20 protein-coding genes and 1 tRNA gene are annotated in these 24212 nt (G+C 45.9%); 14 read left to right on the plus strand and 7 right to left on the minus strand.

Going from position 1 to position 24212, the window contains the following annotated elements:
• Positions 1–1016 precede the first annotated feature (1016 nt).
• The 4 genes from K6T99_02760 to K6T99_02775 all read left to right on the plus strand — a co-directional run bounded on the left by K6T99_02760 (position 1017) and on the right by K6T99_02775 (position 6962).
• A complete protein-coding gene (locus K6T99_02760; GenBank protein ID MCL6518732.1) occupies positions 1017–1919 on the plus strand; it encodes a pseudouridine-5'-phosphate glycosidase in 903 nt (300 codons plus the stop codon).
• A 139-nt stretch (positions 1920–2058) separates the two neighbouring features.
• Positions 2059–2688, plus strand: a complete 630-nt coding sequence (locus K6T99_02765) for a nitroreductase family protein (protein ID MCL6518733.1) — start codon at positions 2059–2061, stop codon at positions 2686–2688.
• A complete protein-coding gene (locus tag K6T99_02770; GenBank protein MCL6518734.1) occupies positions 2689–3873 on the plus strand; it encodes an MFS transporter in 1185 nt (394 codons plus the stop codon). It abuts the gene before it with no gap.
• Positions 3874–4145: 272 nt separating this feature from the next.
• Positions 4146–6962 (plus strand): hypothetical protein, encoded by a 2817-nt coding sequence (locus tag K6T99_02775; protein ID MCL6518735.1) that lies wholly within the window; start codon positions 4146–4148, stop codon positions 6960–6962.
• 7 nt (positions 6963–6969) lie between these two features.
• Here K6T99_02775 and radC read toward each other — a convergent pair whose 3' ends face one another.
• A complete protein-coding gene (gene radC / locus K6T99_02780) occupies positions 6970–7665 on the minus strand; it encodes a DNA repair protein RadC (protein ID MCL6518736.1) in 696 nt (231 codons plus the stop codon).
• Positions 7666–7785: 120 nt separating this feature from the next.
• On the opposite strand from radC, the gene K6T99_02785 reads away from it, so the two are divergent.
• From K6T99_02785 to K6T99_02800, 4 genes are all read left to right on the plus strand, one after another.
• Positions 7786–8709, plus strand: coding sequence for an L-lactate dehydrogenase (locus K6T99_02785; GenBank protein ID MCL6518737.1), 924 nt, complete (start codon positions 7786–7788; stop codon positions 8707–8709).
• Positions 8710–8756: 47 nt separating this feature from the next.
• Positions 8757–9413: an MBL fold metallo-hydrolase gene (locus K6T99_02790; protein MCL6518738.1), complete on the plus strand. Its 657-nt coding sequence runs from the start codon at positions 8757–8759 to the stop codon at positions 9411–9413.
• A 67-nt stretch (positions 9414–9480) separates the two neighbouring features.
• Positions 9481–10323, plus strand: a complete 843-nt coding sequence (locus K6T99_02795; protein ID MCL6518739.1) for a fumarate hydratase — start codon at positions 9481–9483, stop codon at positions 10321–10323.
• On the plus strand, positions 10287–10877 hold the full coding sequence (locus K6T99_02800; GenBank protein MCL6518740.1) for a Fe-S-containing hydro-lyase: 591 nt from the start codon (positions 10287–10289) through the stop codon (positions 10875–10877). Before K6T99_02795 ends, K6T99_02800 begins: the two co-directional genes overlap by 37 nt.
• Positions 10878–10903: 26 nt before the next feature.
• Here K6T99_02800 and K6T99_02805 read toward each other — a convergent pair whose 3' ends face one another.
• The 6 genes from K6T99_02805 to K6T99_02830 form a co-directional block, all read right to left on the minus strand.
• Complete coding sequence (locus K6T99_02805) at positions 10904–12061, minus strand: isocitrate/isopropylmalate dehydrogenase family protein (protein MCL6518741.1); 1158 nt, start codon at positions 12059–12061, stop codon at positions 10904–10906.
• A gap of 24 nt (positions 12062–12085) precedes the next feature.
• Positions 12086–12919: an RNA methyltransferase gene (locus K6T99_02810; GenBank protein ID MCL6518742.1), complete on the minus strand. Its 834-nt coding sequence runs from the start codon at positions 12917–12919 to the stop codon at positions 12086–12088.
• Between the two features lie 16 nt (positions 12920–12935).
• Positions 12936–14861 (minus strand): aconitate hydratase, encoded by a 1926-nt coding sequence (locus K6T99_02815; GenBank protein ID MCL6518743.1) that lies wholly within the window; start codon positions 14859–14861, stop codon positions 12936–12938.
• A 97-nt stretch (positions 14862–14958) separates the two neighbouring features.
• Positions 14959–16188 carry a homocitrate synthase gene (locus tag K6T99_02820; protein MCL6518744.1) on the minus strand — a complete coding sequence of 410 codons (1230 nt, stop codon included), beginning with the start codon at positions 16186–16188 and terminating at the stop codon, positions 14959–14961.
• A gap of 321 nt (positions 16189–16509) precedes the next feature.
• A complete protein-coding gene (locus tag K6T99_02825) occupies positions 16510–18237 on the minus strand; it encodes a DUF1957 domain-containing protein (protein ID MCL6518745.1) in 1728 nt (575 codons plus the stop codon).
• 44 nt (positions 18238–18281) lie between these two features.
• Complete coding sequence (locus K6T99_02830; GenBank protein ID MCL6518746.1) at positions 18282–18827, minus strand: NUDIX hydrolase; 546 nt, start codon at positions 18825–18827, stop codon at positions 18282–18284.
• Positions 18828–18978: 151 nt separating this feature from the next.
• Between K6T99_02830 and K6T99_02835 the strand changes: the two genes are divergently transcribed.
• From K6T99_02835 to K6T99_02860, 6 genes are all read left to right on the plus strand, one after another.
• Complete coding sequence (locus K6T99_02835) at positions 18979–19833, plus strand: PHP domain-containing protein (protein MCL6518747.1); 855 nt, start codon at positions 18979–18981, stop codon at positions 19831–19833.
• Between the two features lie 298 nt (positions 19834–20131).
• Positions 20132–20893: an SIS domain-containing protein gene (locus K6T99_02840; protein ID MCL6518748.1), complete on the plus strand. Its 762-nt coding sequence runs from the start codon at positions 20132–20134 to the stop codon at positions 20891–20893.
• A 67-nt stretch (positions 20894–20960) separates the two neighbouring features.
• Positions 20961–21935: a GNAT family N-acetyltransferase gene (locus K6T99_02845; protein MCL6518749.1), complete on the plus strand. Its 975-nt coding sequence runs from the start codon at positions 20961–20963 to the stop codon at positions 21933–21935.
• Positions 21917–22882, plus strand: a complete 966-nt coding sequence (locus K6T99_02850) for an ROK family protein (GenBank protein ID MCL6518750.1) — start codon at positions 21917–21919, stop codon at positions 22880–22882. The genes K6T99_02845 and K6T99_02850 overlap by 19 nt, the downstream gene beginning before the upstream one ends.
• A 137-nt stretch (positions 22883–23019) precedes the next feature.
• Positions 23020–23745 carry a PIG-L family deacetylase gene (locus K6T99_02855; GenBank protein MCL6518751.1) on the plus strand — a complete coding sequence of 242 codons (726 nt, stop codon included), beginning with the start codon at positions 23020–23022 and terminating at the stop codon, positions 23743–23745.
• A 391-nt stretch (positions 23746–24136) separates the two neighbouring features.
• A tRNA-Glu gene (locus K6T99_02860) sits at positions 24137–24210 on the plus strand.
• Positions 24211–24212: the final 2 nt, after the last annotated feature.

Below are 24212 nucleotides of genomic sequence, written 5' to 3' on the forward strand. Positions count from 1 at the left end.
ACTACCTCCATTTGGAGGGTTAAATGTTTGTTGCCTTTTATCCTTCAAAATTTGGAAAAGCAACAACGGCCGCATATCGAATTTTTCGATATGCGGCCGCCAACACAAAAGCCAGAAAATTATTGCATCACACATTCGCGCAACTGTTGGCGCTAGTTAACCCGACCCCCTCCGTGGGATGGGATTTATTAATGTTGACCAAAGCTCACCGCCGCGATAGGACAAGCTTCTAGCTTAACTCCTAAAAGGCTACCTATCGAGGGGCTGAGCATTGCAGTGAGGAATGGAGACCATTGAAGGCTCCTGTTGCACAGATGGCACGTCTCGCGCTCTTTGCTATTTTTCGCACCACACCAGAAGCACTTTATCATTGTACCCGCTCCTTCCAAAATTGCGGGATAGCGCTTAAGTGTTACCCCTAAGCTTGCTCCTTGAAACTCCTTGTGTTCTCTTATAACGAGCTTCAGATTATATCCCCACCATTTGCAGTGGAGATGAGGCATTTCCTAGTAATAAAGCTTGCAAAATTCATGCCAGTATTGTTACCAGGTGTAGTGTTTTGGAAAAACAGGTAAATTTACTAGGTAGACACAAGTATACTTACTAAAAGACGCTAATATTCCGCATTCCATTGCCCTTAACTTTGAGTATAAAAAGGTTTCCTCTTTTGTTATAGTCGCTAGAGGAATCCTTCAGAATTCTCAGAGTCAAGCGGCGGCAATCCCCTTGTGATTCCCAGATAACACAGGTGTTAAGGCAGTGCAAACCTCAGTGGAGAATTTTCACATGGTGGCTCAAGCCTACTAGGCATTTCGCAAACGGTTGGCACTGGCTAGCGTTGATAAAATAGCAACAAGTTATCTTGAGTGCTTACCCTTTTGCCGATAGTCAACTTCTACACGTTCTATTCTTCTTAACTTTTGGTTGAATGGTGAGGAGGATTATGCAAGAACTTTCCAATTTCTAACAATAGCAGTTTGGGTAAACATTCGATATAATGTACGTGGTGTGACAGGATGCTGAAATACTTGGATATATCCGAAGAAGTAAGCATAGGCTTAAGAAACAATAAGCCCGTGGTAGCGCTAGAATCAACCGTGATTGCACAGGGTCTTCCATATCCATCAAACGTGGAGGCAGCGTTGGCTATGGAGTCAGTGATTCGTGCTGCTGGAGTCATCCCTGCTACAATTGCTGTCCTAAATGGCAAACTTCGGGTAGGTCTTAGTGCTGATGAGATTGAGCAAATTGCAGGAAAGCAAGCCATTAGGAAGCTTGGCACACGTGACTTGCCGCTAGCCGTTGCTTTCGGGTGGACTGGCGCGACGACGGTGAGTGCTACTGCTTACATTGCTGCCCAGGCTGGTATTGATGTGTTTGTTACCGGCGGCATTGGTGGTGTCCATAGGAATGCCAGCCATACTTTTGATGTTTCTTCCGATTTGTGGGAGCTCACCAAAACAAGTATTATTGTTGTCTGCGCTGGAGCGAAAGTAATCCTTGATTTACCGGCTACTCTCGAATGGCTTGAAACCCACGAAATCCCTGTTGTCGGGTATCAAACGAGTGAGTTTTCTGCATTTTACTCTAAGAGGTCCGGGTTGCCTGTTGAAGAGGTGCACACGCCTGAAGAAGTAGTTGAGGTATTTTTGACTCAGAGAGGTTTAGGGTTCCAAAATGGAATCATCGTTGGGGTGCCTCCGCCAGAGGAGGCTGAATTCGATGCAGAGCAAGTAGTAAATCAGGTCCTTGCCGCCGCCTACGAGTCGGGTATCCGCGGCAAGGAGGTTACACCATGGCTTCTTGCTAAAATTGCTGAGCTTACCAACGGAGCATCGGTTGATGTGAACATTAAGCTGTTGGAGGCTAATGCCCGCGTAGGTGCTCAGATTGCCAAGACTCTAGCTGCTTCTCGCTAAGCCTCACAGTTCTTAAAGGCCTGCGTTAACTAAGCTCAAAATTAAAGAATCGTCATGGTAGGTTTCTGGGAGACTCATTGCAAAGCAAGAGCTCGATGAGATAGTATATCTTATAATTTCTGAGGAGGAGATGTGCGTCATGGACTTGTTTGATGCCATTCGAGGCCGTAGAAGCATACGAAAGTTCAAGCCTGATTCGGTGCTTGAAGAAGACATGCGACGGATGATTGAGGCCGCCACGCTTGCACCGAGTGCTGGCAATAAGCAAATGTGGAAGTTTGTTGCTGTTTTGAATAAGCAAGTTCTTAAACGAATGGCTGACGCGGTTCGGAAAAAGTTAGACGAGTTTGCATCCTTACCAGAGGGGAATTCTTATAAGGACCAGCTTGAGGCAGCAAAGAAATGGAGTGCTTTTTTTGAAGAAGCTCCAGTCACAATCGTTGTTCTTGGCGAAAGATACCGGTCAACAATAGATGAAATTATGGAAAAGCGAGGGGCTAGCCTGTTGGAGATTGACGAGCTTCGACAAAGACCGGACATCCAAAGTATTGGAGCCGCAATTCAAAACCTATGTTTGGCTGCTTATGCAATGGGCTATGGCACGTGTTGGATGTCGGCGCCATGCGTGGCAGGGTCGGAAATCAAAGAAATATTGGGCATAAGACCGCCATGGGAGGTAATCGCGCTTGTCCCGGTTGGTATTGCGGACGAATTGCCAGCAATGCGCCCTAGAAAGCCTTTGGAAGAAGTTCTGGAGTTCATTAGATAGATGGAATGCGAAACTGGTGAGAGCAATCTCGCTCAACTTAAATTATTTGCCAAGCGGGGCATATGCGATCTTCGCCTGCTTGCATTTACGGTATTTTGCGTATCTTTTGGCTTTGGAGCATATTTTTCCACCTTCAACAACTTTGCCGTTGAGTCACTCGGTTTGACCCCAATTCAACTAGGCAGACTCGAAGCGCTTCGTGAAATGCCTGGTTTCCTAATGTTTGCTGTTGCAGCTCTTACAATGCGAGTGGCTGAACCTATTCTTGCTGGAATTGCGCTTTTATTATTGGCGGTTGGACTCGGGGCATACTATACAGTTGACAACGTTAATTCACTCCTTTTTTATTCGCTGATATGGAGCATTGGATTGCATGCATGGATGCCGCTTCAACCTTCTATGGCTTTAAGCTTAGCTGATGAGCACAGCAAAGCTCAGCGCCTTGGTCAGATGGGTGCAGTTGCGGCATTTGGTACAATTCTAGGAATGACGTTAGTTCAGCAGCTTGGCGGGCGAATAGGATATCAAAACATTTTTATCATAGCTGGTATTGTTGTCGCGGCTGGAGCTTTAGCGGTTTCGTTTATTCGCAGGGACATCGGCCATGCGGAAAAGCCAAGATTTGTTTTTAAGCGACGATATTCCTTGTATTACCTTCTTGTTTTTCTCGAGGGCTGTCGGAAGCAAGTCTTCATCACGTTTGCAATATTTGCCTTAGTGCGAAACTACGGCACACCAGTCAGCGTAGTTGCAACACTTATGATAATCAACAATATAGTTAACCTTCTCCTAGCGCCCAGTGTTGGCCGTTTGATTGACAAAATCGGGGAGCGGTGGGTGTTAATGTTCTGTTATACCAGCTTGATTCCTGTATTTGTTGGTTATGCAACGATAAAGATTCCCACGGTTCTTTATGTCCTTTATTGCCTTGACAATTTCTTTTATTTAGGTAGCATTGGCTTGAATACCTATCTTCATAAAATCGCAGAACCTGCTGATGTGATGCCAAGTCTGACAATGGGCGTTTCGGTAAATCATGCCGCAGCGGTGGCAGTGCCTTTAATTGGTGGTACGCTTTGGTCAAAATTGGGTTATCAAGCTACCTTTTTGGGCGGCGCATTTGTTGTTGCGATTTCGGTATTGGTGGTGTTCAGGATGCGCGTACCAAAGACGGCCGACGGATAATAAGAAAAGGAAATAAGAATTAAGGTATCTCAAAACATTGAGCAACCGGCTTTCTAAATATGTACAGCTATGTGACCTAAACTTGCACTGTTATTCCATTGCTATGCTAAATAAAATGTCCTTCCTTGTTGACAGCGTTTATTGAATTAAACGAATGTCTCGCCATTTGCATCTAAAATGCAGGACAACATCTTTTTCACGACTAACGTATGCTTAGTATTTGACCGCCTCTAAGATTGCTAGTCGGCATCTTGCCAAGGAGGATTCTAACATTGAGGTTATTTTCACGATTCTTGGTGTTGGTTGCCTCGCTTGTATTGTTTTGTCTCACGTGTGTCTTTGCATGGAGTGAAGAAGGTATTTCTTGGCAGGAGCTTAAGGCAAAGCTAGCCGAACGCCGGAAAACCATGAAGACCATGCCCGATACAAATGCCTTCCCAGGGTTCTCGCAGTTCAAGGGTAAGTATCTTCGACCGGAGTATGCTTCTCAATATCGGTCTTTTGTAAAGCTGAATCCTCAAACTGGCCTCCTTGAGTATGAGGGAAAGGTAATAAGGCCATTCTTTACTGTTTATAGCCAGCCTAAACCTGGTGGTGGCTGGGTATTAAATATCCCAGATTTAGACTTCGATCTTTTGGAGAAAGATTTCGCTCGAATGAAGCAAGCCGGCATCAATGTTCAGCCGAGATTTTGGAGCTGGGCGGAGTTGCTGAACCCCGATGGTACATGGCGAGAAGTCAATAAGCAGCCAAAGGGACGAGGTCTGCCTTACTTCAAGTATGTTTTCCAAATTTACGATTATTTTCTTGACAGAGCACAAGCCCATGGACTCTATGTAAACATTGAGCCCTCATTTTACTGGGGTTTGGCACCAGAAGTTATACCGGCCGAATATCGAGGAAAGATACTTCTTTATGATGAGCTTTGGGATGCTGCAGTTGAAGCTTATTCCAAGATACTGAATTATTTTAGCCGTCGAACTGTTATTGTTGCAGTGATGATTGGTGAGGAAGATTTGGTTTTCGACCATTGCTTAAGTGAACCAATAATGCTTGAGCGCTTCAAAAGATACCAAAGAAAGACCTATGGTACTATCTCGAACCTTCAGCGAGCTTGGCGTTGGGGCTATGATTATGATAATCCAAAACTAGAAGAACAGACGGTTGGCGGCAAAAAAGTACTTTATCCAATATATCCCATGGTGTCTGGAAAATTTGATTCGTGGAAATCTTTTGATGATGTAAGATTGCCCCTATTGGATTACTACCGCTCCACAGATTCGCCGAATACTTTTATCCAAGACATGCCGACTTATCAAAGGAACCTTTTACAAGACCCAATTTGGATAGACTTCATGCAGATGAAGGAAGAGATACTAATTGCGCGCTTAAATCAGCTTGCTGATGCATTGCGTAAGGCAGCTCCAAATCATATTCTCTATTACTCGAATCCCTACGACTTTAATCCAGCTTGGCATTTTCTTCACTGTTTTGACAGGGCACGACTTCGCTTCGACGTGATTGGGGTTGGACAGCATGACTCAGGTCTAGATACCCCCGAAGTCCCTCAATGGGCGACTTGCCGGGAATATGTCCAGAATGTTGCGTCATATGGACCCTACATCTGCATTGAAAAAGGATTTCCGAGAGGTTTTGCATGTGGCGAGGGCGAAGGTGGTAGAACTCGCGATGGCACCGCAAGATACTATCCGTGGTGGTTGACAGATATCGTTGGAGGAGGGGGTGCATTCTTCCAAAGCTACCATTGGAACCACATTGCCGGTAGGTCTGCTGAGAAACCAACGGATTATGATTCAAAAACGCTCGAAGCGATTCAGAATTTTCTAGCTGAGATAAAAAATGTTCCATTTAGTTTCAATCGGAATGCCGAAGTGCTTATACTTCGCAGTAAGCATGCAGCCTATGGAATGAGTGCAGGTTACGACTACGGCAACGCGCGTTACCTTGCTAGCATTCTCTATCAGCTGCACATCTCCTTTGATATTTTGCCCGATTCAGACATAACTCCTGGTTCATTTGAAGAAGGGAAGGTAAATCTCAATAAATATCGATTTATTTTTGTTCCATGCCAATACCAATTGCCTCCCAGTCGAACATGGCAAATGCTGTTTGACTGGTTAACTGACCCCCGTTATGCCGGACGACGTGGTCTTTGTCTGGGATGGTTTAGCGATAGAGATTGCTATTTTAATCCAATAAAACCGGAGGAGGTTCATCCTGCCTTTTGTGCCCTGACAGGAACGCATGGGTATAGTTCGAGGGTTTCAGCGTCTGGAAAGTTGTGCTTTAGGTATGCAAGATTTTTTGGCTCGGCGGCTCGAGGCGATGAGCTTGAAATCTTATTACCGCAAGACGCTGAAATTGGCTGTTTTGACACAAACAAAATGAGTGCCGAACCCATACTAACTCTGGGCGAAAACGAAAAAGCTGTCGTGGTCCGCAATGTGGTTAATGGCAATTCAATCTATACGTGTGGTTTTCCGTTAGGCATTGCATATGATCCGGTGTGGGGTGCGGAAAAGGAACAGACACCGAACAATGCCCTGCTATTGCTCTATCAAGGAATGATGAGCCTTGTTGATGTGAAGCCAGCGCTCAGCGCGCCAGATAATTTGGGCGTGTATGTCTCGGATGACAGGTCAGCAATTTTGCTGAAAGAGCGATTTGGCAGAAAAACTGAGGTTGTCCTTAAATTAAATGATACGTCGGGCATAATATATCAAGATACTACAACAGCATTCAGCCCAACTGGTGAGACGGAGATTAGGGATTTTACTATCGAGCCGTATGGGGTTAAAGTGCTTCGCAAAGTAGCGGCAGTTCGAGCGCCAGGTATATCTATAGTCTGCAAGCCCACTTCTGAAGGCGGATTGGAATGTGAATTAATTGGCAGAGGAAAAGTTTCTGTTTTGTTCGAATTGAAACCGATGACAATTTATAGTGTTAGGGAGAACGGAGAGCTATCCATGGTTTTTACCGCTGATGGTTTGGGACGTCAAGCTATCGCATTTGATCTCAGCGACGGCGTAAAGCCGCTTCATGTTTCAGTCAAACCCAGCCAACGATAGGCTACCCCTACATCAAGCCGCGTTCTTTGAGACTAACCCATCTTCCATCACCTATAATGAGATGGTCAAGAACCTCGATGCCTACGAAATCGCCAGCTTGCACGAGTCTTTTGGTTACGTTTATATCTTCCTGGCTAGGGGTTGGGTCGCCTGATGGGTGATTGTGAGCAACGATTATAGACTTGCTATTGTAGGAAATTGCCTTCTTGAATAATTCGACTGGCGTGATGATGCTAGCATTCAAGCTTCCGATAGTGATAGTGCGTATTCTTAAAACCTCTCCTTTTGTATTAAGGAATATGGCTTTGAAACATTCTTGGGGATAATCTCGAAGTTCGGGCATAAGAACTTCTGCAGCATCCTGTGGAGACCGAATTGCTATGCGTGTTTCGCCCGAAGTGGTTGCCAGGCGCTTTCCTAATTCTACCATCGCTTGAATCTGAGCCGCTTTGGCTGTTCCAAGCCCTTTAATTTTGCTTAGTTCCTCAATGCTTGCTGTAGCAATTCCTTTGAGGCTTCCGAATCGGCTCAGCATATGCTCTGCGAGCCCAATGGCGGAGTAGTCGGCTGTTCCAACTCTGAGGATAATTGCTAGAAGTTCGGCATTCGACAAAACTTCCGGACCGTATTTTACTAGACGTTCCCTAGGCCGTTCATCTACGGGAAGGTCCTTAATTGTAATATTATATTTGGATTCCCCCATCACCAAATCTCCGCAAACTGGACAATACTATCAGAGTTCTAAACAATGGTCAAGTGCCCTAATCGTTTGACAACCAGGGTTTTTAATGGCTATAATACCGCAAGTTTGGGAGGTAGTGTTATGAAAGTAAGCATTATTGGTGGTGCTGGCCGAGTTGGATCAAATACAGCCTATGCTTTGCAAATCGGTGGTTTGGTAAAAGAGATAGCGATTGTTGATGTGGCAGAGGATATTGCAAAAGGAGAAGCGCTCGATTTGCGCCATGGTGCGTCTGTTGCAGGCTCGCAGAAAATCTATTCAGGTGGATATGAGGTTGTAGGCGGCTCAGACATAGTAATAATTACCGCGGGCCTTCGACGAAAACCCGAGGAAAGTCGGTTGGAACTAATTAATCGAAACGTGGTTTTGTTTAAAAATATCTTAGGAGAAATACAAAAGGTCGACCTGCTGCCAAAAACAATCGTACTTGTTGTTTCAAACCCCGTGGATATCCTAACATATTTAGCTGTAAACACGCTACAACTGGCCGCGAATCAGGTCATCGGCCTGGGAACGGTATTAGATACAATACGCTTTCGTTCGCTTCTCGCAGAACATTTTGGTGTGGATCCAACTAATGTGAATGCTTTAATTCTTGGCGAACACGGCGACAGCATGGTGCCTATATGGAGTTCGGCTACAATTAACGGTGTTCCTTTGAGAAGTTTTCCCACTTACGACGCGAAAGCTGTAAAAACCATTTTTGAATATACGAAGAAAAGCGGTGCTGAAGTAATACGATTAAAAGGTGGGGCAGGTTATGCAGTTGGTTTAGCTGTCAAAACTGTTATTGACGCAATAATTCTAGATAAGAAGGCAGTATTGCCTGTCTCGTCGCTGATGCAGGGATTTATGGGTATTAACAATGTGTGCTTCAGTGTTCCCACTATCATTGGCCGAGGTGGAGCGGAAAAGCAAATAGAGATTAGCCTAACAAAGTCTGAGGCAGCAGCGCTAAACCGGTCCGCGGATGTACTTAAGGAAACGCTGAAGCAACTTTGCTAGTGGGTTTGGAGTTCTAGAAACCCTGTCTATCAGGAGGTGCAAAGAAAATGAAAATCCAGTGGTTAGGTCATTCGTGTTTTCTGCTTGTTGCGTCAGATGGGACAAAAATTATAATGGACCCTTATGAATCAAATGCATTTGGCGGCGGGCTCAAGTATGAGCGAATCAAAATCGTTCCTGACATTGTAACTGTATCTCATTCTCATGCTGACCATGGCTATGTCGAGGGCCTGCCAAACCATTTTGAAGTAGTTTCTGACATCGGTGAAAAGCAAATCAGGGGAATCTATATAAAGGGCGTTAAGTCATATCACGACAAAGAGCGAGGTACCGTAAGGGGAAATAATATTATATTCGTTGTTGATGTTGATGGTATCCGGATATGCCATCTTGGAGATTTGGGTCATGTGCTTTCTGCCGACCAAGTTCATGAAATTGGAGCTGTTGACATCCTCCTTATTCCTGTAGGTGGCTATTACACGATTGGCCCCGAGGAAGCATCTGCTGTTGTGGAGCAACTAAATCCAAAGGTTGTTATTCCAATGCATTTTAAGACGCCAAAGGTGGAATTTCCAATCGTAGGGGTGGATGAATTTCTTAGGGGCAAGCAAAACGTTAGACGTTTCGATTCGTCGGAGTTTGAGATAACAAAAGATACACTTCCTGCAGAACGACAGATTGTTGTCCTCAAATATGCATTGTAGTTTTTAAATTCAGCGGCTGAAGGTTTTTGTATTGCATCGGATGTAAATCAAATTTTGAAACTCACGCATGCGAGAAATACACGTTTCAAAGATAGCAGAAGCTGTTGCTGAACTGTGCGTCAGATCGAACTATGAGCTTGGTGATGACGTCTATCAGGCATTGAAAGATGCCATGGAGGTTGAGGATTCTCCCATTGCTAGGGATATCCTTGCCCAACTGATTGAGAACGCCGATATTGCCCGGCGAGAGAACATGCCTATTTGTCAGGACACTGGTTATGCAGTTGTTCTTATCGAGCTTGGCCAAGATGTGCACATAGTAGGAGGTCTCTTATCCGATGCGGTAAATGCGGGTGTGGCTAAGGGATATACTGAGGGCTATCTACGCAAATCCATTGTTGCTCATCCGTTAGAACGAAAAAATACAGGCGACAATACGCCCGCCGTGATTTACACTGATATTGTTGCTGGTGACCGTCTTAGAATTATGCTTGCGCCAAAAGGCGGAGGCAGCGAAAATATGAGCGCAGTTCGAATGATGAAGCCTTCCGATGGCATCGAGGGTGTTAAGCAATTTGTTGTGGAGACCGTAAAGGCCGCTGGTCCGAATCCATGCCCGCCGCTTATAATTGGCGTCGGCATAGGAGGGACGATGGATAAAGCTGCCGTTCTCGCGAAAAAGGCGCTGTTCAGAAGGGTAGGGGAACATAATGCGAATCCTTCAGATGCGAGTCTGGAGAAAGAGCTGTTAAGCCTCGTGAACGAAACTGGTATCGGTCCGGGAGGATTTGGCGGGAGGACTACTGCGTTGGCTGTTAATGTGGAAACATACCCTTGCCATATTGCTAGCCTGCCAGTCGCCATAAATATTCAATGTCACGCGGCGCGTCACAAGGAAATTATTATTTAGGGATTCAGTTGGAAGAGCCTATTAAGATTAATACGCCGTTAAATGATGATAAAATTGCCAGCCTGCGCTCGGGTACTAGGGTGCTTCTAACTGGTGTGGTCTATACTGGTAGGGATGCCGCGCACAAGAGACTTTTCGAACTTCTCCAACATGGAAAATCCTTGCCAATTGATATTTGCGGGCAAGTAATCTATTACGTCGGGCCAACTCCTGCAAAACCAGGATGTGTAATTGGCTCGGCGGGTCCAACAACGAGTGGGCGTATGGATGCGTACACACCGGCGCTCATTGCTTGTGGTCTCAAGGGGATGATTGGAAAAGGAGTTCGGAGCCAGGCTGTAAAGGATGCCGTGAAGAAATATGGCGCCGTCTACTTTGGGGCAACTGGCGGAGCAGGTGCACTGCTTGCGCAACGAATAAAAAAGGCCGAGGTTGTTGCTTATGAAGACCTCGGCCCTGAAGCCATTTTCCGCCTCGAAGTCGAAGATTTTCCCTTAATCGTTATTAATGACATCTACGGCGGAGACTTATATAAAAGGTTGAAAATTGGCTAAGATAGCCAGTGCAATTCAAGATTTCATTACTCAACGCCTTGGATTTTTCGGATTATTGCGTCCGCCATTTCTGACGTCCCGACCGCAGTTGGATCATCGCGATGCGGCTTCATATCATAAGTGACATATTTTCCCTCTGCAATAACAGCGGCAACTGCTTTTTCGAGCCTGTCTGCAGCTTCTTTTTCGCCAAGATGTCTTAGCATAAGCATGCCCGAGAGAATGAGTGCAGTGGGATTTACTTTATTTTGCCCCTTGTATTTTGGAGCGCTGCCATGTGTTGGTTCAAATATTGCCACATCTTCACCTATGTTAGCTCCAGGTGCAACTCCAAGACCGCCAACTAGTCCGGCGCATAGGTCGGAAATGATATCTCCATACAGGTTAGGAAGCACAAGTATATCGTATATTTCGGGCTTTTGGACTAATTGCATGCACATGTTATCAACAAGTCGCTCTTGGTATATAAGATTTGCTCCCTTGCCTTTTACACTTTTTACAAGAATGGGATCAGGTTCTAAGCCATCCGCAAGTTGCGGGTCCTCGAATTGTGCTCCATAGGCGAGGGCAACTTGCCTGGCTACTTTGTAGAAGAGGCCATCCGTAAACTTCATTATATTTGCTTTGCATACCGAAGTAATTATTTTTCGGTTGTTTGCCAGAGCATAATCAAAGGCAAACTTGACAATCTGCCTGGTGCCGGTGACGGAAATCGGTTTTATTGAGATTGCTGCATCCTCGCGGATTTTTCCTTCAGCCATTTTGATAATCTGCTTCGCTTCTGGGGTGCCCAAATCATACTCTACGCCCGCATATAAGTCTTCGGTGTTCTCTCTGACGACTACCAAATCAACGTCTGTGTACTTAGAACGAATTCCAGGATAGTACTTGCATGGCCGAAGGCACGCATAAAGATTGAGCTCCTTTCGCAGAGCTACGTTTACAGACCGAAATCCTTTGCCAATTGGGGTGGTAATAGGACCTTTTAAAGCAACTTTATTTCGGCGGATGCTCTCCAGCACGTGTTTAGGAAGTGGCGTGCCGTATTTTTCCATCACATCCATCCCGGCGTCGTGAATCTCCCATTCAATGGGAACGCCAAGTGATTCAATTACGCGCTTTGCAGCAGCAGTTTGTTCTGGGCCAACTCCATCGCCTGGAATCAAGGTAATTTTGTGTGCCACGGTGTTTTCTTTCCTTTCTAGTTCTTAGTTTGATAATCGGTGAGTAGCCTTAGGTCCTCTGGTTGCTTCGTAAAGCAGTATGCCAGCAGCAACAGTAACGTTTAGAGAATGTGCTTTTCCATACATTGGGATTCTTATTATGCTATCGCATTGCCTTCGCAGGTCTTCCGATAAGCCGGTGCTTTCATTGCCCACTACAATAGCGCATGGAGGTGTCAGATGAACCTGCCATATGAGAGTTTCGCCTGCCGCTGAGCTTCCAATTATGCGAAATCCCAAGTTTTTTAGTTTGGCAATATCTTGAGTAAGTTCTTCCGACTGAACTATGGGTACTCTAAATATTGAGCCAGTGGTAGATCGCACGCTAGCACGCGAATAAGCATCTGCGGAATTCCCAAATATTACGAATTTGACTCCCCAAGCGTCTGCATTTCTAATTAGAACTCCAACGTTTCGAGGGTCCTGGATTTTCTCGCCAACAAGAACAATTGCGTGCTTGTCGCAATGGCTTACTAGATTATCAATATGCAGTTTTTGAACTTCTGCAACCGCAAGCGCTTCGATTGAGGTATTATAACCCAAGGGCATGATTCGCGTGAATACTCCGGGCGTTACTCGATAGCAAGGAATGTTTTGCTTGCTTAACCGGTTGACAAAATCATTAAGATTGGGATTTTGAGTGTTTTCTCGAAAAAACGCTTGTTTAAGTTGAATCCCAGCATCAAGGGCTTGTTCTAGCATGTCGAAGTCTTCAACTGGATAGGTTTTGTGCAAGCGACCAACTATTTTGGCTAGGTCTGTCCTTGCTTGGACGATTGCTGGGTGTTTGATGCTTGAGATTAGTTCGATCTCAATCATTTGCTCGTCCGATTCTTTATTGCAGATTAGAGGATTTCATATAACTCAACATTCCGCCGGCAAGAATTATGCTGACCTGCCGAGGTGTAAGGTCATATCGCACTTCAATTTGTGTGTCTTTAGTTTTGTTTTTTATAATAATTGGCAGGCGGTTTAACAAACAATCGCGTATGGCTTCAATCTCGAGTTCGTCGTCTTGCTCTAGCTTATCGTAGTCAGCCGGATTAGCAAAGGTGAGAGGCAAAATACCAAAGTTTACTAAGTTTGCCTTGTGAATGCGTGCGAAAGATTTCGCAATTACTGCTTTTACGCCGAGATACATAGGTGCAAGGGCAGCATGTTCACGGCTTGACCCTTGGCCATAGTTTTCCCCGCCAATGATAAATCCTCCACCTGCTGATTTTGCTCGAGATGCAAACGAAGGGTCGATACCCTCAAAAACATGCTCTGAAATTGCCGGAATGTTGGAGCGCAATGGCAGAATTTTCGACCCAGCGGGCATTATGTGGTCGGTCGTGATGTTATCTTCTACTTTGATGAGTATTTTGCCGATTAGCGTTTCAGACATCGGCCCGCGCAGAGGCAGAGGCTTGATATTAGGCCCACGAATAATTTCAACGTGTTCGGGGCATTCAGCGGGGGGAATTATCATGCTGTCGTCGATTATGTATTTGTCGGGCAGGACGACTTCCACGGGCTGGCCTAGCACTCTAGGGTCGGTAAGCCGACCAGTAAGAATGGCAGCTGCAGCAACTTCGACACTTGCTAGGTAAACTTTTCCACTCGGTGTGCCGCTTCTGCCCTCGAAATTGCGGTTGAATGTCCGTATGCTGACTCCGTTTGTACATGGGGCTTGTCCCATCCCGATGCAGGGGCCACACGCAGCCTCAAGGATACGCACACCTGAAGCAATGAGATCCGTTAGAGCGCCGTTTCTAGCTATCATTTCAAAAACTTGGCGTGAGCCAGGTGAGACTCCAGCACTCACGCTGGGATGGACCTTCTTGCCCTTTAGAACGTTAGCTAAAGTCATAAGATCGCGATACGATGAATTTGTACAACTGCCTACAAGCACCTGGTCTACTTTGAGTCCTTCGATTTCCTTTACCTTGACAACTTTATCGGGTTGATGGGGTTGCGCAACCATTGGCTCTAGCGAAGAGAGGTCAATCTCAATTATCTCATCATATTTGGCATCTGGATCGGCTTCTATTTGCGTCCACACATGTTCTCTTTCTTGGGCTTTGAGGAAAACTCGAGTCTGCTCGTCGCTCGGAAATACCGATGTTGTCGCGCCAAGTTCTGCGCCCATGTTGGTTATCGTAGCTCGCTCAGGAACGGTAAGCGTGCTGACGCCAGGCCCCCCATATTCGAATATCTTTCCAACGCCACCTTTGACCGTTAGCCGGCGAAGTAACTCAAGAATTACGTCTTTTGCGGACACCCAAGGGCGAAGCCTGCCAGTGAGTCTCACAAGAACAATTTGGGGCATTGTAAGGTAAAAGGGCCCGCCTGCCATTGCCACTGCTACGTCTAATCCACCGGCTCCGATTGCAATCATGCCAAGCCCACCACCCGTCGGCGTGTGGCTGTCAGAGCCGAGAAGTGTTTGTCCGGGCACTCCAAATCGCTCTAGGTGAACCTGATGGCAAATGCCGTTGCCTGGTCGCGAAAAGTAAATTCCATATTTTGCCGCAATTGTTTGGAGAAAGCGGTGGTCATCTGCGTTTTCAAAGCCGGTCTGGAGTGTGTTATGGTCAACGTAACTGACCGAAAGCTTTGTTTTTACGCGTGGAACACCCATGGCTTCGAATTGAAGGTATGCCATCGTGCCGGTCGCATCCTGCGTAAGGGTTTGGTCAATCCTCAGTGCGATTTCATTGCCAGGCGTCATCTCGCCAGAGACAAGATGACTGGAGATTATCTTTTGCGCAACGTTCATTTAAGCTTTAGCTCCTATTTTGCCTGAAACCAAACCAGTGGCGGAAAGTTCACGCCACTGGTTTGGTTTTATACTACATCAATCTTCCTGGATACCTCTACGGATTTACGGTCATTATCTTAGCGCATTCTTCGGGATAAGCAGCGATGAATCTTAGCTCGAGTTCGTGCAGAGGCTTCGACGTATGGAGATCTGCATATTGCACTAATTCAAGCACTCTTTCAGCTTTTTCTGAGCTTTCGAATTCTATCCCCAAGTCACTATAAACTTTGAGGAAGCCTTTAATACCACCATAGGCGCCCGTTGTGATGATTCTACCCGTCGGAATAATTTCCGGCTCACCCCGACCGAGGTCTTCATAGTCGTAGAGTTCGTAATTTCGTCGGTCTTTCAGCGCGCCGTCGGCGTGTATGCCCGATTCATGCGCAAATGCGTTTGCTCCAACTCCAGGCTGGTTTATTGGAATCGGGATATCAAACACATGGGAAGCATATTTTGCAATCTTCCATGCTTTTGTTAGGTCCACTCTATCATCTAGCAGTGATAGATCTTTGAATCCACTTGAGTAGCGTAGCGCCAGGATGCAAGAAACTAAGTCAGCATTTCCTGCGCGTTCGCCAACTCCGTTGATGCAGGTATTGATAAAAGCATCAACGCCTGCATCAATTGCGCCTTTTGCGCCTTCGACTGAGTTAGCTACAGCCATACCCAGGTCATTGTGGCAGTGGAGTTCTATTGGGAGGCCCACATGTTTAGCCAAAGTCTTTATCCTGTGGTAGATGGTCGTAGGATCATCGTATCCCAAGGTATCGCAGTATCGGATACTGTCTGCGCCAGCTTCCCTCGCCGCTTGAGCAAACTGGATAAGGTAATCCATCTCTGTCCGAGATGCATCCTCTGCATTGACGCCAACCCACTCGACACCTTTTTCCTTGGCCAATGTAACTGCATCTTTCATTTCAGAGATTATGCTTTCACGGTCGAGTTTGCCTTTGAATTTGTGAGTTATCATTTGGTCGGAAGTCGAGATTGAGAGATTCAGCATTTTGACGTTTGTAAGCTCTAAGCTTTTCTCGACATCTTGAGGAATCGCACGACACCAACCTTCAAGTCTTAGGGGTTTAAGCACTCCCCTTTCCCAAAGTTCAAGATTGGTGTTCAAGTAATTTTGTTCATGCTTTACAAATGGGAAGCCAAATTCACTTTGGAAGATTCCCATTTCATTGAGCAGAACGTTGAACAGTGTCTTTTGGAGCTTTGAAGCTCCGATTCTCGATGTTTGTACACCATCGCGATTTGTTACGTCGATGATGTAAATCTTAGGCATCACACGGCTCCTTTCATGGATTAAAGTCGTGTTAGTTATTTACCGAACGTTCCAAGAATGGGAAACGCAACGCGTTGCGCTTCCTAAAGCAATCCTTTAGCCTCGGAATGTTGCGGCAGGCTGAGTATAACGCAGGTAATGGTTTCTTGTCAAGATATGGCTATGTGGTGGGCACTATATTGACGAATGCCTTTGGTGCCTAAGAAAGCAATATAGAAACCATTAGGTTGAAATTTCATTCTGCTTTACTTTCGTCCTAATTTTGGGCTCCTCTGTATCCTTTCACTTTTAGAAATGCAAGTTTCCAAACAATGTTTAAGCTTATTTGTCGAGTTCTTTCCACCAGGAGGGGTCAATATCAGGGAAAAGACAATCGCGCTCTTCACATAGTTTGTAATTGACCCAATCGGCTTCGTTGATTTTCTCACCAGCTGCCTTTTTTCGTAACAGCTCTGCCAGCCGTTTAAAGTTTTTGCAATGTTCAGTTAGTCTCGCTTCACCATAATCTTTTGATGCACCCGTGCTGATGTTAAATTGCCAGTCTGACGATTGGAGTAGGAATAATTCGCGTGCGGCTTGCTTCAGAATTGGCAAGAGCTCTTCATTGTCGGCGTATTTTTCCACTAGCTCTCGCATTTCGAGCTCCGCATCATAAATGTGTGACCATGTCCATTCGGTGTTTTGATTTAGCCACATGTAGTGAAATCCACCTTCGCCCCATGAACCCTCTGGAAGCGAAATTGCGGCGGTTGGCGGATTCTTCTCAAGATATTCCGAACAAGTTACAAGTTGAATTTCTGGGTCGTAATGCATGCCTTTGATGACTTCTTTAAGCCAATTTATCCCTTCAAACCACCAGTGGCCGAATAGTTCGGTGTCGTAAGGTGCGCATATGATAGGTATTCTTCCACTTGCATTTTCTCTTCGGAAAATCTCCTTAGTCAACCATAGGAAGTGCTTTGCATGGTCGTATGTTCGGTTAAATGCTCGGTCTACTTCGTAAATTTGTTTTGCACCTAAGTCAGCATCTGGACCGGTTACACGCCAGTAACGAAGGCCGCCAGTTTGATATTTTTTATGGAATTCGAGATACCATTCGTCGCCTGGGAATCCTTGCCAGCGGCTCCACACTTGTGAGCCGGTTGCTTCATCGCGAACAAAGACAAAAACTCCCGAGGCTTTCTCTGCATTCTCAGAAGATTTAACAAGATACGGTTGATAAGGTGTTTTGGCAACGGAGATGTCAGGCCTTTCTTGTACAAACTGCGCCCATAGCTTTTGTAATGCACCAAACCTGTCGATATAGACCCCTCTAGTTTCTCCGCCGTGGAGGAGGTGCGATTCGATTATAAAATATTTCAACCCATTTTCTGCAAGAAATTCCTCAATTCCCTTGCGCTGGTATGGCTCAATAGTATGATGCTTCGGTTGAACTGGCGGAGACCACCGATACCCAGGACGGTATGCGCATTCAGGAAGCCAGAATCCTAGCGGCTGGCGATTGAAATGTCTCTTGTATGTGGCAACTCCCTGCTTTACCTGCGCTTGGATGCTTACGTCTTGCGAAAGCAGAGGTGAATAGCCATGTGTTGCTGAGCTGGTCATAATTTCGATGTGGCCAGCATCTTGGAGTTCCGCGAATGCTTTAAGAAGGGAACGGCGGTACTTGTTCTTAAAATGGTCAAGCGCTCTAGAGTAAAAGTCATGCCAGAAGTCTGCAAGACTGATGAATTGCTCTTCATGCAATCGGGAAAAATCCTTTTTATTGTCCAAGGCGGTTTTTGCCTTCATGCGCAGGTAAGCCGCCATCTCATATTTGAAGGAATCGTCTGCAAGCTGTTCGGCAAGGACCGGCGTAATGCCGATGGTAATTTTTGGAGAGCATCCTTCCTCAATAAGGCTGTATAGGGCGTCTAGTAGCGGAATATATGTTTCCGCAGTGACCTCGAGTAGCCAATCGCTACCGTGGGGCCAGCGCCCATGACTCAGCACATATGGTATGTGAGAGTGCAGTACAAACGCAAAATAGCCCAGTGGCTGTGATGACAATTATAGATTGCTCCTTTCTTGAGGCTATCACGAAGATAGCATACCTATTTCGCCTTGTCAAATTGAAATAAAGACTTCAAGCGGTAATAAACAAAATCATGAGCGACCGCACGCATCTGCCCCCAACTTGACCACTCGCCAGGAAGATTGCGTAGCTGGTCAGCGATGGCTTTTAACTCTAGTATATCAACTTCTTTGAAATCAGTTATTTCCTCTTCTTTACCAATTGGTTGCGGTTTTTCAAAGGTTTCAGCGCAGAGAAAAACGTGGGACCTAAACTCTTGTTTGCAGTTATTGCTCCGAAGCATGTATATTATCTCACCAATTTTTTGGATTTCGGACGGCCGCAAACCAGTTTCCTCAGCAATTTCACGGTGGGCTGCCTCGATGGGAGATTCGTTTTTGCCTACTTTGCCACTTGGGAGCCTATAAATATTGCTGGGATAGAAAGCCTTTGTGTGCACAAGGATGCGTCTGCTTGGGCGAAGAAGTACTAAAACTACTTCTTCGGACGTCTCCGCATGTCTTTGCTGGAAGTCATTTAAAAATTTACAAGGTACTTCCAGCACATAATATTCCTGCTGGCTCAATAAATGCCTCCTAACCCCATTACTAGACTTAATTGCGACGTTCAGCGGTGATTTACCTTCTTTTAATTATTGACGTTTGCATTCAGCTATGATAGATTTTAATCGTTTTCTTAGGAAATTGGGTAATAACAACATGCCGATGAGGCGGCTATTGGAAATGGGTGGAGGCGGTCAAGCGGATCTTCATGTGCATACTACAGCATCGGACGGTACTTTGACTCCCGAGCAAGTTGTTCGTGAAGCTGCGCGTATTGGCTTGGCTGCAGTTGGCATAACCGACCATGATTCAGTTGACGGTATTAGGGAAGCTGTTGAGACGGGAAAAACGATTGGCATCAAAGTTGTGCCTGGTATTGAGATAAACACTGACGTAGGAAGCGAAGAAGTCCATATTCTCGGCTACTTTATAGATGATGAATCTGTTGCTTTGCGCAGACATCTAGAAAATTTAAGACAAGGACGCTTGGACCGCGCAAAAAGGATAGTCGAACGTCTGAATAAATTGGGCGTTAATATTAGCTTTGATGATGTACTCAAAGTTGCAGACAAGGGATCGGTAGGCAGGCCTCACATTGCCCGAGCAATCGTCAGCGCAGGATACGCAGATTCTCCAGGCGACGCTTTTGGTAGGTATCTTGCTCGCGGCGCCCCAGCATACATTCCACGCTACAAGGTAAGTCCGTTTGAGGCATTACATACAATCAAAGAAGCACTTGGTGTTCCTGTATTTGCCCATCCTGGGACCAGCAAACATGATGAACTGATTCCCCAGTTGGTTGAGGTTGGTTTGAAGGGTATTGAGGTTTATCATCCTGAGCATTCGCCCGCACAAACTGAGCACTACCTTCGAGTTGCTGAAAAGTATAACCTCATAGCGACCGGCGGGTCGGATTCCCACGGCCCAAACATGATAAAGACAGTCCCAATTGGCTATGTTACAGTTGATGTTTCGGTTGTTTATGAGCTGGAGGAATTGGCTGGAAAACTAGCATCTTCTCGGGGCTAGATTTTGCCATCCAAATAGGTGATAGTTATTGCTTTCTAGGAAAGCTAGATTACAAGCGTTGAGTTGCTAAAGCAAAACGTTAAACTATAAATAAAGCGACTTTTGGCGTATTAGGGTATTTAGAAAACGATTACATTGGCTGAATTTTGTTAAAAATGCCCCTGAAAACGATTGACTAGCAATCCCTCCTTGTGTTATAAATGTTTACGGTGCCTTTGGCGCCCGGTTAGCCTTTTTGGTTTTGCCGGTGTAGCAGGAGTAGCCAAAAGAAAGCTGATAGGGAGAGAATGTAATGGAAATGTTTGGATCTAAATGGATTGCAAAGGCTAAAGAAATTATGGATCGCATCGAGACAACCCAATCGGAGAACATCGTGAAAGCGGCAACGGTCATGGCAGATGCCATAGAGGCCGAACGATGGGTGCATATGTTCGGAGCGGGTCATGCCCATATTCCTTTGGAGGAGGTTTATCCCCGAACGGGAGGCTTTGTAGGATTCCATCCGATTGGCGAAATGGCGCTCACGTATTTTACGAATGTTGTCGGCGATTCAGGTGTTCGACAGTTTTGTTTCCTGGAGCGCGTTGAGGGCTATGGCCGAATTATAATGCAAAATTATGATCTCGACCCTCGCGATGTCATGTGGGTATTCTCCCATTCGGGAATAAACTGCGTTGTTATAGATGTGGCACTAGCGGCAAAGGAGCAAGGTGCAACTGTAGTTGCGACGACTTCGCTTGAGCACTCGAAACAAACAGAATCAAGACACTCGTCCGGAAAGAAGCTATACGAAGTAGCAGATATCGTTATTGATAGCTGTGTGCCTTTTGGCGATGCTATGATTGAAGTCCCAGGCTTGGAACAAAAAGTCGGTCCTGGTTCAACTCTGGGATTTATTACTGTAGCGAATGCTGTTGTAACGACTGTGGCAGACATTCTAACAAAGCGGGGAGTCAAGCTCTATGTAAACGCGACTTTAAACGTGAAAGGCGACCGAATCGCGGAGGATCTTGTCGAAATAGGCACAAGAGAATACAAGCGTCGCGCAAAAGGCTTCTAAAGAATCAAACTCGGGGAATGTGGCATTCCCAAACTTGAATTATAAAAATATTTAAGGAGGTTTTCAGGTGGCAGAAATTACTTACAGGCAGTTCGACCCCGTTGTCGATCGAAAGGCAGTCATGGACCTTTGGAACCTTTGTCTGCCAGCCGATCCGATTGACGACGCGACTTATGATGAGAAGATTACTTCAGATCCAAATCTACATCCAGATGGGTGTCCTGTCGCAATGGCCGGCGACAAAATCGTTGGATTTGCAATCTCGCAGGTGCGTCGTACACCAAATGATGGTCGCGGTTATGAGTTGGATAGAGGCTGGATTACAGTATTTATGGTTCACCCAGACTTTCGTCGGCAGGGCATCGGCTCGGAATTGATTGACAGATGCATTAAGTTCATCAAAGGGAAAAACAGAGACAAGATTTTTGTCTGTGGGCTTACTGGCTCGTCGCCCAAGTATTTCTTCCCTGGCGTAGATGTAAAGGAATATCCAGCAGCAATTAAGCTCCTCGAAAAGTTCGGTTTTTGGACCTCACACGTAGCCCATTACATGGAACGCTCTCTAACGGATTGGAGTTATCCTGAAGAAGTTGCCAAGATTGAAGAAGAGCTTAGAAAGGAAAACATAACAGTACAGCCGCTTGAAAAGGGCGAGCATCTCGACCTGCTCGAATTCTTGTGGCATAATTTCCCGGGCGACTGGTACAGACATGTGGAGATTGTTATGAACCAGAGCCCAGAGAACTATGTTCGTTTCTTTACTGCAAAGTTGAACGGCAAAATCGTAGGCTATTGCCACATCGAGGAGTCGCACTTTGGCCCATTCCTTGTTCGTTTCGACCTCCGCTCAAAGAATATCGGCACGGTAATCTTCAACAAGGCTCTGCAAAAGATAAAGGACAACGGCTATGATCGCGTATGGTTCGGTTGGGCTGATGAGCCAATCCCTGCGCGCTTCTACCGCAAACAGGGTATGAAAGAAAAGCGCACCTACGCTATGATGCGCAAGGGAGGCTTGCAGGGTTGGCACGCCGACTCATAATTGGCATTGACCTTGGTGGGACAAAAATCTCTGGCGGGATAGGCAACCTAGAGGGCGAAATACTCCATATTGTCGAGCGCCCAACAGACACATCTAGTGCTGAAGCTGTTGTAAATCAGGTTATTGATGTAACTCGAGAGCTCGCCGTCGCAAATCCGATTGGCGAGCTCTCGGCAATTGGTATAGGCGTTCCTGGAATTACAGTGAGCGAGACGGGACTTGTCGTGTGGGCGCCGAATCTTCCCGACTGGCGTGATATCCCTCTTGGAGAGATTCTACGTAAAGAGTTTGGTGTTCCGGTGCTCGTTGAAAATGACGTGGATGTAGCTGTCCTTGGTGAATGGTGGAAAGGCGCAGGGCAGGGTGCGCAGAATGTCTTTTTAATGGCTATAGGAACTGGAATTGGCGGCGGTATTTTAGTTAACGGTCAGCTTTACAAAGGAAGTGGCGGAGTAGCAGGAGCAGTGGGATGGTTTGTCATTGGCGAAGACCGCCTCTTCAAGGAGGAATACAAGGCCGGAGGTTCCGCAGAAATACTTGCTGCTGGCCCAGGAATTGGCCGCAGGGGCCGCGAAGCAGCCAAGTGTAAAAAAACTAAAATGACAGAGCTTGCTGGAGGCGATATCGAAAAAATCGACTCGCGAATTGTTTTTGAGGCGGCTCGATTGGGCGATCCAGTGGCCCAGGAAGTAGTTAACGATACGGCAAAATATCTGGGAATTGTAGCCGCAAATGTGATTAGCTTGCTCAATCCCGAAGTTTTAATTATCGGCGGCGGAGTAGCTGATGCAGGAGACATAATCCTGAAGCCAGTTGCCGAGATTGCCAGGGAGCATGCCCAACCTTTTTCAGCTAAGCAAGTTAGAATCGAAAAAGCAATGCTTGGAAATCGTGCTGGATTGATTGGTGCACTTTGCCTTGCCGCGCGGAGTGTTGACAACTTATAAAGGAAATGGAAAGCAAACGAACAAATTGCCCAAGGCTAAAAAATCCAGCCTCTTCTGCTGACTGCTATGAACTTTTCGCTTGCTGCTGGCTAGCTATCTCAAAGCAATTTAGTTCAAAGTCGAAAGGAGTTTTCTAAATGTCTGATAAGCTTCACATCGTATTTTTTGGTGCACATATTGGCGATGCCGAAATCACATGTGGTCATGTGCTTGCAAAGTATGTTAAGGCAGGGCACAAAGCCACCATAGTCGCAGTGACACCCGGCGAGAAGGGCCATCCAACACTGCCTCCCGAGGAGTATGAGGTTCAAAAGCGGCAGGAAGCCGAGGCATCCGCAAAGCTTTGGGGATGTGATCTTAGAATCATGCCATTTAAAGACGGCGAGACATACCTAAATGAAGAAAGTAAACTGATGTTCGCCGATGTGATTCGAGAGCTCAAGCCAGATATTGTCATTACCCATTGGAAGGGAAGCTTTCATAAGGACCACATCAATACACACTATAATGTAGTTGAAGGTATTTTCTACGCCGCTGTTCCTGGAATCAAACGCGCACTGCCTGCACATGGGATAAAGCAGTTGTATTTTGCAGACAATTGGGAAGATGCGCTTGAGTTCGAGCCAAACGTCTATGTGGATATAACAGATGTCTATGATATCTGGAAGGAGGGCATAGAAAAGCACGCATTGTTCCGCGGAGAAGTATCTTCATTCCGCTATAACGAATATTACTCCGGATTGGCGCAAGTTCGCGGGGCAATTGCAGGCTGTGACAAAGCCGCAGCTTTTATGCTCCCTAGGTTCTCGACTCATCGGACTTTTGACTTTTTCCCTGTCCATGAGACCATGCTGATATACTAATCCTGCGAGAAAAGGAGCTCCCGATAGAATTGCAAGATGCATCGGGAGCTCCTGTCTTTAACCCAATAGGTTGACGCAGAAAGACTATCAATGTATATTGAGTATGTGATAAACTTGGGCATTTTGGGGAGGTAATAAGTTGCGAATAAGAGCGAAAGAGTTAAGGAGGATTCGAAAGCGAAAGAAGGAAGCCTATAAAGCTAGAATGCGAGCGGCTCAGCAGCAGCAAACTTCGACCAAGAAGAAGTAAAATTATAGAGTTTGCAAAAGTGGTCGAGCTTTTTGTTGGGCTTAGCAGTAAGATTAATTAAGAACAAAAAGTCGTACGCGGTGCAATTGGCCTTTACAAAGGGATTGAATTTTGCTAAAATATTCGTAGCTCGAAAGTAGCGGCCCGTTCGTCTAGCGGTCTAGGATACGTGGTTCTCAGCCACGGGATCAGGGGTTCGAATCCCCTACGGGCTACC

The organism is Armatimonadota bacterium, assembly GCA_023511795.1.
Taxonomy (GTDB): domain Bacteria; phylum Armatimonadota; class UBA5829; order DTJY01; family DTJY01; genus JAIMAU01.